The organism is Streptomyces sp. MMG1533 (assembly GCF_001279775.1).
Classification (GTDB): domain Bacteria; phylum Actinomycetota; class Actinomycetes; order Streptomycetales; family Streptomycetaceae; genus Streptomyces.
The window spans coordinates 106,524-121,907 of record NZ_LGDG01000272.1; the positions used below are offsets into that span (position 1 = coordinate 106,524).

Annotated in this window: 15 protein-coding genes; 10 read left to right on the forward strand and 5 right to left on the reverse strand. The window is 70.1% G+C overall.

The features are described 5' to 3' along the window. Positions 1–255: 255 nt before the first annotated feature. A complete protein-coding gene (locus ADK57_RS42250) occupies positions 256–1,482 on the forward strand; it encodes a hypothetical protein (RefSeq protein ID WP_053755060.1) in 1,227 nt (408 codons plus the stop codon). A 21-nt stretch (positions 1,483–1,503) separates the two neighbouring features. On the opposite strand, the gene ADK57_RS42255 is transcribed toward ADK57_RS42250, so the two are convergent. The 4 genes from ADK57_RS42255 to ADK57_RS42270 form a co-directional block, all read right to left on the reverse strand. Next, positions 1,504–2,127: a dihydrofolate reductase family protein gene (locus tag ADK57_RS42255; protein ID WP_053755061.1), complete on the reverse strand. Its 624-nt coding sequence runs from the start codon at positions 2,125–2,127 to the stop codon at positions 1,504–1,506. A gap of 217 nt (positions 2,128–2,344) precedes the next feature. Beyond that, entirely contained in the window at positions 2,345–2,875 is a 531-nt protein-coding gene (locus ADK57_RS42260; RefSeq protein ID WP_053755062.1) for a hypothetical protein, read from the reverse strand. A 218-nt stretch (positions 2,876–3,093) separates the two neighbouring features. Continuing rightward, positions 3,094–4,017, reverse strand: a complete 924-nt coding sequence (locus ADK57_RS42265) for an RNA polymerase sigma-70 factor (protein ID WP_053755063.1) — start codon at positions 4,015–4,017, stop codon at positions 3,094–3,096. Between the two features lie 159 nt (positions 4,018–4,176). Beyond that, positions 4,177–4,650 carry a carboxymuconolactone decarboxylase family protein gene (locus ADK57_RS42270; RefSeq protein ID WP_053755064.1) on the reverse strand — a complete coding sequence of 158 codons (474 nt, stop codon included), beginning with the start codon at positions 4,648–4,650 and terminating at the stop codon, positions 4,177–4,179. 283 nt (positions 4,651–4,933) lie between these two features. Here ADK57_RS42270 and ADK57_RS51810 point away from each other — a divergent pair, with 283 nt between their 5' ends. Further along, positions 4,934–5,323 carry a methyltransferase gene (locus tag ADK57_RS51810; RefSeq protein WP_234390580.1) on the forward strand — a complete coding sequence of 130 codons (390 nt, stop codon included), beginning with the start codon at positions 4,934–4,936 and terminating at the stop codon, positions 5,321–5,323. Positions 5,324–5,837: 514 nt separating this feature from the next. On the opposite strand, the gene ADK57_RS42280 is transcribed toward ADK57_RS51810, so the two are convergent. Then, positions 5,838–6,653 carry a helix-turn-helix transcriptional regulator gene (locus tag ADK57_RS42280; RefSeq protein ID WP_053755065.1) on the reverse strand — a complete coding sequence of 272 codons (816 nt, stop codon included), beginning with the start codon at positions 6,651–6,653 and terminating at the stop codon, positions 5,838–5,840. 137 nt (positions 6,654–6,790) lie between these two features. Here ADK57_RS42280 and ADK57_RS42285 point away from each other — a divergent pair, with 137 nt between their 5' ends. The 8 genes from ADK57_RS42285 (at position 6,791) to ADK57_RS42320 (ending at position 15,370) form a co-directional block, all read left to right on the forward strand. Continuing rightward, the gene (locus tag ADK57_RS42285) at positions 6,791–7,531 is read left to right on the forward strand and encodes an SDR family oxidoreductase (RefSeq protein WP_053755066.1); all 741 of its coding nucleotides are present in this window, start codon (positions 6,791–6,793) and stop codon (positions 7,529–7,531) included. Positions 7,532–7,826: 295 nt separating this feature from the next. After that, the gene (locus ADK57_RS42290) at positions 7,827–9,485 is read left to right on the forward strand and encodes an FAD-dependent oxidoreductase (RefSeq protein ID WP_053755067.1); all 1,659 of its coding nucleotides are present in this window, start codon (positions 7,827–7,829) and stop codon (positions 9,483–9,485) included. A 287-nt stretch (positions 9,486–9,772) separates the two neighbouring features. Beyond that, on the forward strand, positions 9,773–10,216 hold the full coding sequence (locus ADK57_RS42295) for a hypothetical protein (protein WP_053755068.1): 444 nt from the start codon (positions 9,773–9,775) through the stop codon (positions 10,214–10,216). Positions 10,217–10,334: 118 nt separating this feature from the next. Continuing rightward, entirely contained in the window at positions 10,335–11,021 is a 687-nt protein-coding gene (locus tag ADK57_RS42300; RefSeq protein ID WP_053755069.1) for a class F sortase, read from the forward strand. A gap of 147 nt (positions 11,022–11,168) precedes the next feature. Beyond that, complete coding sequence (locus tag ADK57_RS42305; protein ID WP_053755070.1) at positions 11,169–12,326, forward strand: SchA/CurD-like domain-containing protein; 1,158 nt, start codon at positions 11,169–11,171, stop codon at positions 12,324–12,326. Positions 12,327–12,396: 70 nt separating this feature from the next. After that, positions 12,397–12,858: a cupin domain-containing protein gene (locus tag ADK57_RS42310; protein ID WP_234390581.1), complete on the forward strand. Its 462-nt coding sequence runs from the start codon at positions 12,397–12,399 to the stop codon at positions 12,856–12,858. Beyond that, complete coding sequence (locus ADK57_RS42315; protein WP_053755072.1) at positions 12,855–14,123, forward strand: beta-ketoacyl-[acyl-carrier-protein] synthase family protein; 1,269 nt, start codon at positions 12,855–12,857, stop codon at positions 14,121–14,123. Before ADK57_RS42310 ends, ADK57_RS42315 begins: the two co-directional genes overlap by 4 nt. Then, a complete protein-coding gene (locus tag ADK57_RS42320) occupies positions 14,120–15,370 on the forward strand; it encodes a beta-ketoacyl synthase N-terminal-like domain-containing protein (RefSeq protein WP_053755073.1) in 1,251 nt (416 codons plus the stop codon). Before ADK57_RS42315 ends, ADK57_RS42320 begins: the two co-directional genes overlap by 4 nt. The last annotated feature ends 14 nt before the right edge of the window (positions 15,371–15,384 follow it).

Here is a 15,384-nt window from a genome sequence, read left to right on the forward strand (position 1 = left end):
CACCCACTCTCCCGCGCACCACGACAGGCGCGGGCCGCGGCAGGTTTGGTGCACGGGGTCCCGCCGTTCGTGTGCGCGACGGCCGCCCAACCAGCCGTATCCGGACGGGAATTGGACCGACCTGCTGCGGACGCATTGACCCTTGGCAGGCGGCGCGCTTTCATCACGTGGATCCTCGTGAGTCCTCTGCGCAGGGTGGGGGCACGGGATACAGGGGCGGCCGTGGTCGCCCCCGGCCGAAGGGGGAGCCACCTGATGAGACCTTCCTTACGCACCTCCATGACCGTCGTCCTGGCGGCCGCCGTCACCTGTCTCGCGTGGCCCGCGGGCGCGGCGAGCCGCGACGACCAGGTCCCGCGCACCGAACGGATCAGCGTGGCCCCCGACGGCGCCGACGGCAACGGCCACTCGGTGGAACCTGTGGTCAGCGCGAACGGACACGTCGTGGCCTTCGCCTCGGGCGCGACCAATCTGGTGTCCGGCACGGACGTGAAGTACAGCGTCTTCTTCCGGACCGCTCCCGGCGCACCGCTGCAGCGTGTGGTGGTGCCGGGCGAGACGACGTCGACGCCCCAGCTGTCCGAGTCTGGGCGCTACCTGACCTTCAACTCGTACGCGGCCACGACAGGGCAGTCCTCCGTACACGTCATGGACCTGCGCACCGGGCGCACCGAACGCCTGGAACCCTCGATGGACGAGGGCTACCACGTGTCGTACGGCATCGCGCCCATCAGTGCGAGTGGACGGTACGTCGCCTTCGTCGCCCGGCCCACCGTCGACGAGCACGGGGCGTTCGCCTGCCGGGTCATGCTCCTGGACCGCTGGACGCAGCAGGTTCGGCGGGTCAGCCGGCCCTCTGACGGATCGAAGAACTTCCACCAGTGCCAGCAGATCTCGATGAGCGCCGACGGCCGCAAGGTCGCCTATCTGGAGGGCTACTCCGGGCCGAGCACCGACGACCAGGGCGACATCCTGGTGTACGACCGGGTGACCGGGCAGACCGTCGAGGCCGACGCCACCCATGACGGTGCCCCGGCCGACCTGTCGGCGACAGCTCCGGTGCTCAGTGCCGACGGCTCCAAGGTCGGCTTCAACTCGCAGGCCACCAATCTGGTTCCGGAAGCCGATTCCAACAACGGCTGGAACGCCTTCGTCCGTGATCTGCGCACGGGCACGCTCCGGCGCCACGACGGCCGCTCCCCCGCCGATCTCACCGTGCTGTCGGATCTGTCGGTGAACGGCTCGAAGCTGCTCCTGAACACGGCGGACGCGGACCGCCGGACGCTGGGACTGATCCTGCGCGATCTGCGCACCGGCCACGAGGAGCTGCTGTCCCCGGGGCAGGACGGCAAGCCCGTCACCGTGGGGCGAGCGGCACTGAGCGCGGACGAGTCGACTGCCGTCTTCGACTCCTACCACCCCGGCCTGGTCCCCGAAGACACGAATCTGACCGGGGATGTGTTCGTCCGCTCCTTGCGCTGAACCACGATCACAGCAAGTCCTTCACCCGCTGGTGGCCACGAAGCGGTACTTCAGGTGGGTGGCGAGGGGCGTGTCGACCACCCTGACCGTCTTGAGGTTTCGCCGCCCGGCACCCGGTCCCTCGAAGAGCCGTAGTCCCTCTCCGAGGAGCGCGGGCACCACGTGCAGCTGCAGCTCGTCGATGAGCCCCTCCGCGAGGTACTGCTGCACCGTGCTCGCCCCGCCCGCGATGTCGACGTTCCTGTCCCCGGCGGCGGCCTTCGCCTGCTCGAGGGCGCTGTGGACACCGTCGGTGACGAAGGTGAAGGTGGTGCCGCCCTCCTTGACCAGGGCCGGCCGAGGGCGGTGGGTGAGCACGAAGACCGGGGTCCTGAACGGCGGGTTGTCACCCCAGAACTCCTCGCCCGTGTCGTACATCATCCGACCCATGACCACCGCTCCGGTGGCATCGAACCACTCGCGCATCAGCTCGGAGTCGCGGTTCTCCTCCCCGCCGGTCATGCCCTGGCGCTCCCGCCAGCTCGCCAGGTTGTGGATCCACTCGAAGAGCGGCTCGGCGCCGTCGCCTCCCGGATTGTCGATGGCGACGTTGGTACCGGCGATGTAGCCGTCGAGGGAGATGGCCATATCCGCGGTTACGGTCACGATGGGGTTGCTCCTCAAGCCGTGGGATGTGCTGCCTTTACTCTCACGTCGATCGGGAACCGGCGCATTCGACATCCCCCGCAAAACGCGACCGCAGTCCGCTACGCGGCCAACCCCAACTCACTCAGACTCTGCTGCACACCGCACGCCCGCAGCATCATGTCCGCGCCCACGGAAGTCAGATGGGGCGGGCCGGCCGAGCCTGCGCCCAGGAACGTCAGGCGGCGAACCCGACGTTGGTGACGTACTCGTACTGGCCCCACTGTGAGCCGAGGTCCACCACCGCTTCACTCACCCAGGCATCGTCCAGGGCCTCTGCGTCGTCTCCGACCCACGCCTCGACGATACGGTCCCAGCGGCGCACGTTGAGCGTGCGGTACTCGACCACGCGCTGGCGGGGCCGGTCGACCTGGGACTGGTTGAGCGGGTGGAACTCGACGCGCGTACCGCGGCCTTCACGGTTGAGGCGCGCGAGCAGGTAGCGGGCGACGTTGTGCCGGCGCACGGTGCGGTAGGCGGTCTCGATGCGCTCGAGGTTCTTCTTCGACGGGCTGCGCTTGCCGTCCAGCCACGCCTTGAGCGTGCGCTCGGTGACGGTCAGGCCGGCCTCTCCGGCCGCCAGGCGGGCGTGGTCGGTGCGAGTGAGGTAGTGCAGCCGCGCGAGCAGGCCACGCCGTACCGTGATCGGAGTGGCGACGAAGCCGGCGAGCACATCGAGCCGGCGGGCCACGGCTTCGCTGCCTTTGATGCCGCGAGCCCCGTACTTGCCGAACTCGACATTCCTCTCCGGTACCTACGTCTCCTCAGCCTGCCTGTAATCGTCGGCATCTCAAGCGCTTGTACCTCTCGGCGAGTCAAGAATACCGGCCTGCGAGGTCTGGAAGTGCAGCGTCTCCATTTTCCGGAGTCGGCGGGTCCAGCAGAGCGGGCTCGATTGAACAAGCCGTCCCGGACCACTTCTCGAGGTCAGTTCGGCTGCCGACGTGCCTGCTTCAATTCGCGGTCGACTGCCCAGGCGTCCGCCACTGGGCCCACGTGCCCGAGCTTGTCGGGGTTGATCACCGCGCGGATCGTCTGGATCTGCCCGTCGAGTACGTCGAGCGCCAGTGTGTGGAGCACCCTGCCGTCCCGGTCGCGGAAGATCGCGCCCGGCTGACCGTTGACCTCGTGCGGCTGGAACGTCACGTCGATCCGGGCCACCCGGGGGTAGACGGAGGCAAGCAGCCGTGCCACCTTCTCGGCACCGATGACGGCCCTGGCCAGCTGCGGGGCCTTGCCGCCGCCGTCTCCGACCAGCTGCGCATCGGCGGCCAGCAGATCCTGCAAACCGCCCACGTCGCCGTCCCTCAGCGCGTCGAAGAACCGCGTCGCCAGCTCCTGCCGCTCCTGTCGGTCCGCTTCGAACCGCGGCCGCCCGGCCTCCATATGCCGCCGCGCCCGCACCAGCAGCTGCCGGCACGCCGTCTCCGACCGTCCCACCGCCGCGGCGACGTCGTCGAACCCGAAGCCGAACACCTGCCGCAGCACAAACACCGCCCGCTCCAGCGGGCTGAGCCGCTCCAGCAGCAGCAGCGCCGCCATCGACACCGAGTCGGCCAGCTCCACCGACCGCGCCGGATCCTCATAAGGGTCGGCGAGCAGTGGCTCGGGAAACCACGGGCCCACGTACTCCTCCCGCCGCACCCGTGCGGAGCGCAGCACATCGATCGAGATCCGTGTCACCACGGCCGACAGAAAGGCCTTGGTCGACGTGGGCCGGGTCGCCGAGCCGTCAAAGCGCAGCCATGTCTCCTGCACCGCGTCCTCGGCCTCACTCACGCTGCCCAGAATCCGATAGGCGATCGAAAACAGCAGCGGCCGCAGCTCCTCGAACTCCTCGACCTTGCTCACACCGAATCCCCTCCCCCTGAGGCCCTCCCACCCGGCCGTACTCACCGACGCAGGCGTCTTCTGGTGGTCATCCGGACCACCGGCGGGCCAGAGTAGCGCTCCCGATCCCGGAGGCCCGGAGCCCGCAGCCGGGGCCCCGAGCCGGTTGCTGATGCTGTTTCAGTGGAACTGCCCGGGCTCGTAGTTGCCTGCCGGCTGCCGGGTGATGATGTTCAGCCGGTTCGCCGTGTTCATGAAGGAGATCAGGATCACCAGGGCGGTGAGCTGCTCCTCGTCGTAGTGCTTGGCGGCGTATGTCCACACCTCGTCGCTGACCCCACCGGCCGCATCCGCAACCCGGGTCCCCTCCTCCGCCAGCTCCAGCGCGGCACGCTCCGCCTCGGTGAAGACCGTGGCCTCCCGCCACGCCGCGACCAGGTTCAACCGCACCGAGGTCTCCCCGGCAGCGGCGGCGTCCTTGGTGTGCATGTCGATGCAGACGGCGCAGCCGTTGATCTGACTCACGCGCAGCGCCACCAGCTCCTGCGTCGCGGCCGGCAGCGGCGAGTCCTTGATCGCCTTGCCCGCCGACATGAGGTACTTGAGGGCCTTGCCGGCGGTCGGGCTGGCGAAGTAGTTCAGTCGCGCGTCCATGGGGTGCTCCTGTGTGGTCGTCAGTGGCTACACCCCTGAGACGGGGTAGCCCGACCCCCTGTGACATGGACGATTGTGACCTGCGTCTCCTTGCCGTCGGCGCAGGTCGGCGGTTGAAGACTCCCCGCCCACGATCAGCACGACATCCTTGCGGAAGCGGCGCACCCGGCATGCATGGCACGAGGACTACGAGCTTGCGGACTCCGCTCTTGGACGCCGACTTCACGTCGTCCAAGAGCGCATCGCGAGGTTCCTGGATGTCCACCCTCCTGGTGCTGTCCGGGTGATCAGTGTCTGCGCCGGACAGGGACGGGACCTGTTGGGCGTACTCGCTGATCACCCGCGTCGTGGGGACGTTGCTGCGCATCTGGTCGAGCTGGATCCGCGCAACGCGGCGGCGGCCCGGCGAGAGGCCCGACTTCTCGGCTTGGAGCAAGTCGAGGTAGTAGTAGGCGACGCTGCGCAGACGGAGCACTACGAAGTCATGGCGCCTGCCGATCTCGTGCTGATGTGCGGGGTGTTCGGCAACCTCACCGACGAGGACATCGAGCGCACTGTCGGCTTCTGCAGCCAGCTGTGTGCCAACGGCGGAACACTCGTGTGGACCCGCCATCGCAAACAGCCGGATGTGTTTCCGAGATCCGCGACTGGCTGGAGAGGCGCGGTTTCGTGAGGGAGTGGCTGTCGGCGCCGGATGCCGGGTTCGGGGTCGGCGTGCACCGTTTCACGGGCGAACCTGCCCCTCTGACTGTGGGGGCGCACATGTTCACGTTCGTCGGATACGACGTGCTCGCGCAGTCCGCCCGTGAGTGGTGAACTCCGCAAGGGCGGCCGCTACTGCTCCCGCCGACCGGCGGATCACGGTGCGTCAGGTGAGCATCATTGCTGTGTTCGCGGTGAGCGGGTGGCGTCGTAGCGGCGGCGGTTGTTTCTTCATGGGGTGCCGAGACACCCGGAACTCCGCACGGGCTGCCTTGCGTTCGGTGACCGAAGTCGGAGTTCGGCTTCGTACGGCGGCCGCGCGCAGGGGCAAGACGCTCCGTCACTGGGAGGTTCCGGGGGCGGCGACCCGGTGGAGGGTGCCGTCGTGGCGGGCGGTCGCGCCGGTCGGCCGACGACGCCGCGTGAGCGGTATCCCTACTCCCCCGACGCCCGCATCGGTCCGTCCGGAGGCCACCTGCGGCCTGCTACGTCCGTTTCTGCGACTCGGCTGTTTCCTGCTCGTCGGAGTAGATCACCAGCGTCTGTTCCGGCTCTTCGGCCAGGTGGAACACCGTGTACGCGAATTCGACCACCCCGCGGTCCGGGCACCGGAGCCGTTTGCGTCCGCCGTGCCGCGGCTGCACGTCGTACCGCGGCCACCAGGCGCTCACCTCCGGGCTGCCCGCTTTCAGCTCGTCGACCAGCCCGTCATATCGGGCATCGCCGGGGTGGCGGGCGGCCAGGGTCCGCAGTCGGGCGAGGAGGCCGCGTGCCTCCTGTTCCCAGTCGACGAGCACGCTCCGGGCGGCGGGTTCGAGGAAGACCCAGCGGGCGAAGTTCGGCGGTCGGCCCACAGGCGCGGTGAGATGCGGGAACAGTTCTTCGGCCGCCTGGTTGTGACTGAGCACGTCGTACGTGCCGTTGATGATGTACGCCGGACTCGGCTGGAGCAGCAGCGGGACGGCCGCCACTTCGGCGGCGAGCGGCTCGGGTTGCGCGGCCTTCGCTTCGGGGGCGTGACCGGCCAGCTGGAACAGGTGCCCGCGCTCGTGCCGGTCGAGTCGCAGCGCCGTGGCGAGGGCGTCGAGTACCTGGTCCGAGACGCGGATGTCCCGGCCCTGTTCGAGGTACGTGTACCAGGTCGCGCTGATGCCGGCGAGCAGGGCGAGTTCCTCCCGGCGCAGCCCCGGCGTCCGGCGGCGGCCGGTCCGGGGCAGGCCCACGTCGTCCGGGGTGAGCCGCTCTCTGCGGCTCCGCAGAAAAGCACTCAGTTCACGGCGTTGATCCAGCTGTGTCGGCATAGGTGGGTGGGACCTCTGGTTCCAGAATAAACGCGCTCTGGATACCAGGTTAAACCCGGCGCAGACTGCTGTGCGGCCGGCCCGCGGGAGATCGCTCGCGAGCCGGTGACGAGATGAATGCAGAAAAGAGTGCCGAGATGAACTCAGGAACTGCCGGCAAGGTCGTGGCCATCACGGGCGCCAGCAGCGGCATCGGCGAGGCGACCGCACTGCTGCTCGCCGAGCGGGGCGCGCGCCTTGTGCTGGGCGCGCGCCGGTCGGAGCGCCTCGCGGATCTGGTGGGCCGCATCGAGAGGGCGGGCGGCGAGGCCGTGCACATTCGCACCGACGTGACCCGGCGGAACGACCTGCACGCTCTGATCGCTCTGGCCCGGGAGCGATTCGGCCGACTCGACGTGCTGGTCGGCAATGCCGGATCCGGGACCATATCGCCCCTCGACGATCTGCGCGTCGAGGAGTGGGACCAGATGGTCGACGTCAACGTCAAGGGTGTGCTGCACGGAATCGGCGCCGCACTGCCGGTCTTCCGGGCGCAAGGGTCCGGCCACTTCATCACCACCGCTTCCACCGCGGCGTTCCGCATCGTGCCCACCATGGCGGTCTACGCCGGTACGAAGTTCGCGGTCCGCGCCATCTGCGAGGGACTGCGCCAGGAAGCGGGCGAGTCCTTGCGGGTGACCACCGTCTCGCCCGGCCCGGTCGACACCGACTTCGCCTCTGCCTCCTCGAATCCTCAGGTCAGGGCAGAGATCACGCGGACCAGCAACCAGATCGCGATCCCGCCCGATGCGATCGCCCAGGCCATCGCCTTCGCGATCGAGCAGCCCAGCACGGTGGACGTGAGTGAGATCGTCGTCCGGCCCACCGCTCAGAGCTGACCGTCAGCCGGCGGCCCCACCGTTGTCGGCGCCACCGGCGTGCCCGGTCGGGTGCTCAGCCGGGCCGGCTCATCCCTCCGCTCGACCGGCTGACGCCCCGGGAGGTGCTCGAACAGATGGCCGACGGAAACTCCGACCAGGGACCAGGGCGTCGCCCCCGGCCGGCGATCACGCCGGGCGCGCCGAGGCTCCGTTAAGCGGGTGAAGCCTGAGCCGCCGTCGGTCGTGCGGGGCATGCATGAAGGTCCCGTCCGTACCGGCCCAGTCGGCGGACACGACGTGCTGGAGGCGAGTGATGAAAGAAAGAGCCGGTCAAGCCGGCGACACCATCCACAAGGTCCCGGTCCTGATCGTCGGCGGCTCCCTGGTGGGACTGTCGACCTCGCTGTTCCTGGGCCGACTGGGCGTGCCGCACATGTTGGTGGAGCGCCACGCGGGCACCTCCATCCATCCCCGAGGCCGTGGCAACAACGTACGCACGATGGAGCTGTTCCGGGTGTCCGGCGCGGAGCCGGCGATCCAAGAGGCGGCGGCCACACTGGCCGACAACCACGGCATCCTGCAGACCCCGACGCTGGTCGGCGACGAGGGCGAGTGGCTGTTCCGGGACATCGACCCGGGGGGCGGACTGGCCCGGTTCAGCCCGAGTTCATGGTGTCTGTGCAGCCAGAACGACCTGGAGCCGGTCCTGCTCGACCACGCCGCGGGGCTCGGCGGCGACCTACGGTTCCACACCGAACTGATCTCGTTCGACAGCGATGCCACCGGTGTCACCGCGGTGGTCAAGAGCCGGGAGACCGGCGAGCACACCACCGTCCACGCGGACTATCTGGTCGCCGCCGACGGCCCTCGCAGCCCCGTGCGGGAACAGCTCGGCATCGGTCAGAGCGGCCCCGGCGACCTGTTCCACAACGTCAGCATCACCTTCCGCTCCCGCCGTCTGGCCGACGTGGTGGGCGATCGTCGTTTCATCGTCTGCTACCTGACCAGCCCGGACGCCGACGGTGCGCTGCTGCCGGTGGACAACCGCGAGAACTGGGTCTTCCACGCCCCCTGGCATCCCGAACACGGTGAAACCCTGGAGGAGTTCACCGACGAGCGCTGCGTCGACCACATCCGCCGGGCGGTCGGGGACGCGGGCCTCGACGTACAGATCACCGGCAAGGCGCCCTGGCACGCCGCCCAACGCGTGGCACGGACCTACCGGGCGGGCCGCGTCTTCCTGGCCGGCGACTCGGCGCACGAGATGTCCCCCACCGGCGCCTTCGGCTCCAACACCGGTATCCAGGACGCGCACAACCTCGCCTGGAAGCTGGCCGCGGTACTCGGCGGCTGGGCAGGGGACGGGCTGCTGGACACCTACGACGCCGAACGCCGCCCGGTGGCGGAGTCGACCAGCGCCCGCGCGGCCGCCCGGTCGGCCGAGCACAGCCACCCCGGCTTCGCCCCGCCGGCCGGCTCCGGCGGCGGGGGGCCTCAGCGCGGCATCCTCAACGTCGCCCTCGGCTACCGCTACCCGAACGGCGCCGTCGTCGGCACCGATCCCACGACCGCGGTGGTCCCGGAGAAACTGGCCCTGACGGGGGAACCCGGCAGCAGGGCACCCCACTTGTGGGTACGGCACCAGGGCGAGCGCATCTCCACCCTCGACCTGTACGAACGGTCCCTGGTCCTGCTCAGCGACGCCGGAGAGCCGAGCGGATGGCACGAGGCCGCCGTCCGCCTCGCGGAGCAGATGTCCGTCCCGCTGGTCTCGTACCGGGTGGGGACCGGGCCGGACGCCGAGCTGACTCCCGAGGACGGTGCGGACTGGCTGGAACGCCACGGCACGACACGTGGCGGCGCCGTACTCGTCCGGCCCGACGGGTTCGTGGCATGGCGATCCCCGGGTCCGGTCCCGGACGCCGAATCGACGCTGCGTCAAGTCCTGACCACGGCGCTGGCACTGACCTGACCGACCGCCACATTCGATGAGCACGACCTCGGCCGACAGCCATGCTGTCGGCCGAAGCGTTGGCCCCTTCGGCACGGGCGAGGGCTGTCGATGCCGGCAACTCTTCGGCACGACCCATCGGTGTGCCGGGCCGGTGAGGCCGCGGCATCGCTGGACCATCTCGGTCACCCGGCTGAGTGCCTCGAGTGGTGGGATACGGCTCGCTGGCTGACGGTGGATCACGTCAGGGCCGGGTCACCTCAGCTGACGAAGCGCCAGCTGCCCGGTCATGGCGAAAGGACCCTCGAATGCGTTCTGCTCGCATCCTCCTGGCCACCGCGGCGGCCTCGGCCGTCCTCGCCATCACCGCACCCGGCGCCTACGCAGCCGCGGGTGACTGGGACCACGACGACTCCTCCTACAGCAAGGAACACGGCAAGGGCGGCAACCACGACGCGCCGCGCGGTGGCATGCACACGGGCGGCGGTGCGCTGACCTCGCTGAAGGCGGACGACCCGGGTACGGCCCGCGACTCCAAGCACGACCCGGAGACCTACGGCAAGGACTCCTCCTGGACCAAGGACAGTGGGGACTCCTGGAGCGGCGGCCACAAGAAGCCCAGCGGCGGGATGCACACCGGAGGCGGCGCGCTGGACACGCCCGCCGTGACCGCGGGCGGGCTGGCGGTCCTGGCCGTCGCCGGAACCGGTCTGTACGCCGCGCGCCGCAAGAAGTCCCACGGTCTGGCCTGACCCATGCCGGACGTGATAGCAACCGCGGCCGCCACCGGTGCATCGTGTGGCGGCCGCCCCGGCCGGTTTCGGCCCGCCCCGTCCGCCCTGCTCCCGTGCCCCACTGAGGTGGTTTCCGATGGCACTCCCTCCTCCCTCCCCCGCCGCCGCCGAGCCGAGGCCGACCGGCCAGGGCTCTCGCGGCGGCGTGATGATGCTGTGCGCCGTGGTTCTCCTGATCGTGGCGGCCGGCCTGATCGGCGACCGGGACCCGTCGTCCGGCACGTCCGGCCCCCCGCAGGCCCAGCAAGCCCCTCAAGCGCCGCTCAGCGCAGCGCCGGCATCGCCCGCCGGACGCCCGGCGGGAAGACACCTGCCGCGATCGAAGCCCGTGCGCCTCCTCATCCCGAAAATCTCCGTGGACGCTCCCTTCACGGACCTCGCCATCGGCCCCACCGGACAGCTCGAAGCCCCGCCCGCCGATGACGTGAACCTCGTCGGCTGGCATGCGAAGGGCGTCTCCCCCGGGGAGGCAGGCACCGCGATCATCGCCGGGCACGTCGACACCGCCACCTCTGCCGCCGTGTTCGCCGGCCTCGGTGAACTGAAGAAGGGCGACACCTTCGATGTCGTGCGAGCCGACCGGCGCAAGGCGACCTTCGTGGTCGACAGCGTGGAGACGTTCGACAAGGACGACTTCCCCAGCCGACGTGTGTACGACGACACCCCGCAGGCCCAGGTGCGGCTCATCACCTGCGCGGGTGACTACGACCGCACGGTGAAGGACTACACGGACAACCTGGTGGTCTTCGCGCACCTCACGTGAACTCGTCCCGCCTCAGGGTCGGTCACCCACGTAGTCCATACGAATCGCGCGCCGGTGGGGACCGGAACAGGATCGACTCACGCTCACATCGGAGCACCGCGACCAAAGGTCGCCGGTCCCCTCCCCCGCGAAGGAGATGTGCCCAGGATGACCGCCACGTCTGCACCTTCATCACAGCCGCTGACCCGACAGGTGTCGCCGCGTGTCTCCCAGTCAGTGTTCGACGGCTCCAGGCTCCGGGTCGTCCTGCTGGTGGACGTCTACGACGGAGCACAGCAGCAGTTCCTGGAGGCCTACGAGCAACTCTGCAACCAGGTCGCGTCCGTTCCCGGGCACGTCAGCGACCAGCTGTGCCAGTCGATCGAGAATCCCTCCCAGTGGCTCATCACCAGTGAGTGGGAGAGCGCTCCGCCCTTCCTCGCATGGGTGAACAGCGAGGAGCACGTGCGGATGGTGGAGCCGCTGCACAGCTGCGTTCGGGACACCAGGTCGCTGCGCTTCAACGTCGTCCGCGAGACCGGTGGCCCCGCGACGGACACCACGTCCGGCAAGCGCCGGCTCCAGGTGTCACCCAGGATCGGTGACGGCGTGATCCGCCACGCGCTCACCTTCACCGTCAAGCCGGGCAGTGAGGCGACCGTCGCCGGGATCCTCGCCGACTACGCCTCGCCCGACCCGAAGGTCGACGACAACACCCGGCTGTGCCGCACCTCCCTGTTCATGCACGGCAACCGGGTGGTACGGGCCATCGAGGTGCGGGGCGACCTGCTCGCTGCGCTGCGCCACGTCGCCCGGCAGCCCGAGGTGCGGGCCGTGGAGGAGGCCATCAACCCGTATCTGGAGCAGGACCGGGACCTCGACAACCCGGAGTCCGCCCGGGTCTTCTTCACCCGGGCTGCCCTGCCCGCCGTACACCATGTGACGGCCGAGGAGGAGGACCCGGCGGCCGAACGGCACGCGTTGCACTACCCGGCCCGGCCCGGCTGCGGCATGCAGCTGGCCCAGGTGCTTGCTCAGCAGGACGAAGCGGCCGCCGACGATCCCCGCAGCCCCGTCCTGCGCAGCACGATCTTCCAGCGCGACGACGTCGTGGTGCGGCTGATCGACGTGCGTGGCGGCCTCGACGCGGGCGACCCCGTACTGTTCCTCGGCCTCCCGGACCCCGGGCAGGTCGCCGAGCTGACGACGTTCCTGGAGGGCGCCGCCGGTGCGAACACTTCCGCACCGGACGAGGGCGACCTCAGGCACTTCCTCAAGCTCGCCCGCATGGAACCCGTCACCGACCGCCGCTCGCCCGACGCCTGATTCGCCCGGCACGCGGATCGCGGCGGCCACGGCCCCCCATGTCGACACAGCACACGATCGGAGCAACGTCGTGACCAAACCCCGTACCAGAGTCGTGGATCTCAGCGAGGTCGAGCCCAACACCCGGCGCGGTGGCGATCTGCGTGCCCTGCTCACCCCCGCCACAGTCGGCTCCACCAGCGGTTTCATGGGCGTGGCCATCGTGCAGCCCGGCGACCGCATCGCAGAGCACTACCACCCGTACTCCGAGGAGTTCATCTACGTCATCTGCGGGCAGCTGGAGGTGGATCTGGACGGCGAACCCCACCCGCTGCAGCCCGAGCAGGGGCTCATGATCCCCGCCCACATGCGGCACCGCTTCCGCAACGTCGGCAACGTGGAGGCCCGCATGGTCTTCCATCTCGGTCCGCTGGCCCCGAGCCCGCCACTCGGCCACGTCGACACCGAGGAGACCGACGCAGTCCCGGTCCCGACGGAGGCGACCGCCGCCGGGGTGGGCCGCACGGGCGCACGCCCCCGGGTGGGTTCATGACCAGGCGCGTGGCGGTCACCGGCATAGGCATAGTCGCCCCGGGCGGCATCGGTGTACCGGCCTTCTGGGATCTGCTGGCAGCCGGGCGCACGGCGACGCGGGGCATCACCTTCTTCGACCCGTCCGGCCTGCGTTCGCGGATCGCCGCCGAGTGCGACTTCGACCCGGCGGCCCACGGGCTGGACGACGAACAGACCGCACGGTGCGACCGGTACATCCAGTTCGCGATGGTCGCCGGCGACGAGGCGATATCTGATTCGGGCCTCGACCTCGCCCGGGAAAATCCGTGGCGGGTGGGAGTCTCCCTGGGCACCGCGGTCGGCGGCACCACTCGGCTGGAGCACGACTACGTCCTGGTCAGCCATGGCGGACAGCGCTGGGACGTCGACCACCGGGAGGCGGAGCCGCACCTGCACCGGGCATTCTCGCCCAGCACGCTCGCCTCGACGGTGGCGGAACGGTTCGAGGCCCGCGGACCGGTGCAGACCGTCTCCACGGGCTGCACCTCGGGGCTCGACGCGGTCGGGTACGCCTTCCACACGATCGAGGAGGGCAGGGCCGATGTGGTGATCGCCGGCGCCTCGGACTCGCCGATCTCCCCGATCACCATGGCCTGCTTCGACGCGATCAAGGCCACCTCCCCGAACAACGACGACCCCGCCCACGCCTCACGTCCCTTCGACGCCGACCGCAACGGGTTCGTCATGGGCGAGGGCGGTGCCGTGCTCGTCCTGGAGGAACTCGAACACGCCCTGGCCCGCGGCGCGCACGTGTACTGCGAGCTCGGCGGCTACGCGACCTTCGGCAACGCCTACCACATGACGGGACTGACCAGCGAGGGCCTGGAGATGGCCCGGGCCATCGAGGACGCCCTCGACCACGCCCGGCTCGAGGCCACGGCGATCGACTACGTCAACGCGCACGGGTCGGGCACCAAGCAGAACGACCGCCACGAGACCGCCGCGGTGAAGCGGACCCTGGGACAGCACGCCTACGACACACCCATGAGCTCCATCAAGTCCATGGTGGGCCACTCCCTGGGCGCGATCGGTGCGATAGAGGTCGTCGCCTGTGTGCTGGCCCTGGCCCACCAGGTGGTACCGCCCACCGCGAACTACGAGACTCCGGACCCCGAGTGCGACCTGGACTACGTCCCGCGCGTCGCTCGCGAACGCCGGCTGAACAGCGTGCTCTCCGTGGGCAGCGGGTTCGGCGGCTTCCAGTCCGCGGTGGTCCTGACCCGGCCGAGGGAGAGGACACGATGAGCGAACCGCATCCACGGCGCGCTGCCGTCACCGGAATCGGTGTGGTCGCGCCCAACGGAACCAGCACCGAGTCCTTCTGGAAGTCCACCCAGGAGGGCATCAGCGTCCTCGACCGGGTCACCCGCGAGGGCTGTGAGCACCTGCCGCTGCGGGTGGCCGGCGAGGTACGGGGCTTCGAGCCGTCGACGGCGGTCGAGGAGCGCTTCCTCGTCCAGACCGACCGGTTCACGCACTTCGCGATGGCCGCGGCCGACCTCGCGCTGGACGACGCCCGCCTCGGCCAGGCCGACATCCGCGAGGCGCCGTTCTCCGTGGGCGTGGTCACCGCGGCCGGTTCCGGCGGCGGCGAGTTCGGACAGCGGGAGCTGCAGCAGTTGTGGGGAAAGGGCAGTCGCTTCGTCGGCCCGTACCAGTCGATCGCCTGGTTCTACGCCGCCAGCACCGGCCAGATCTCCATCCGCCGCGGCTTCAAGGGTCCATGCTCGGTCGTCGCCGCCGACGAGGCCGGCGGCCTGGACGCCCTCGCGCACGCGGCGCGGGCCGCGCGGCGTGGCACCGACGTGATCGTGGCCGGCGCGACCGAGGCACCGCTCGCCCCCTACTCGATGGTGTGCCAGCTGGGTTACGAGGAGCTGAGCACCGCCGATGACCCGGCGCACGCCTACCGCCCGTTCACCGAAGCGGCCTGCGGATTCGTGCCCGCCGAGGGCGGCGCCATGCTCGTCGTGGAGGAGGAGACCTCGGCGCGGGAGCGCGGCGCGCGGGTGCGGGCCACCTTTGCCGGACACGGGGCGACATTCACCGGCGCCTCCCGCTGGGAGGAGTCCCGGGAGGGGCTCGCTCAGGCCATCCGCAGTGCCCTGGACGAGGCCGGTTGTGCCCCCGAGGAGATCGACGTGGTCTTCGCCGACGCCCTCGGCGTACCGGAGGCGGACCGTGCCGAGGCGCTGGCGATCGCCGACGCGCTGGGCGAGCACGGCCGGCACGTGCCGGTCACGGCGCCGAAGACCGGTATCGGCCGGGGCTACTGCGCGGCGCCCGTGCTGGACGCCGCGGCGGCGGTGCTCGCGATGGAGCACGGCCTCATCCCCCCGACCCCCAACGTCTTCGACATCTGCCATGACCTCGACCTCGTGACCGTCCGAGCGCGCGCCGCCGAGCTGCGCACGGCGCTGGTCCTGAGCCGGGGCCTCATGGGGTCGAACTCGGCGCTGGTGCTGCGGCACGGCGCCGCCGACGCCTCGTAGCGAGGCGCCGCACA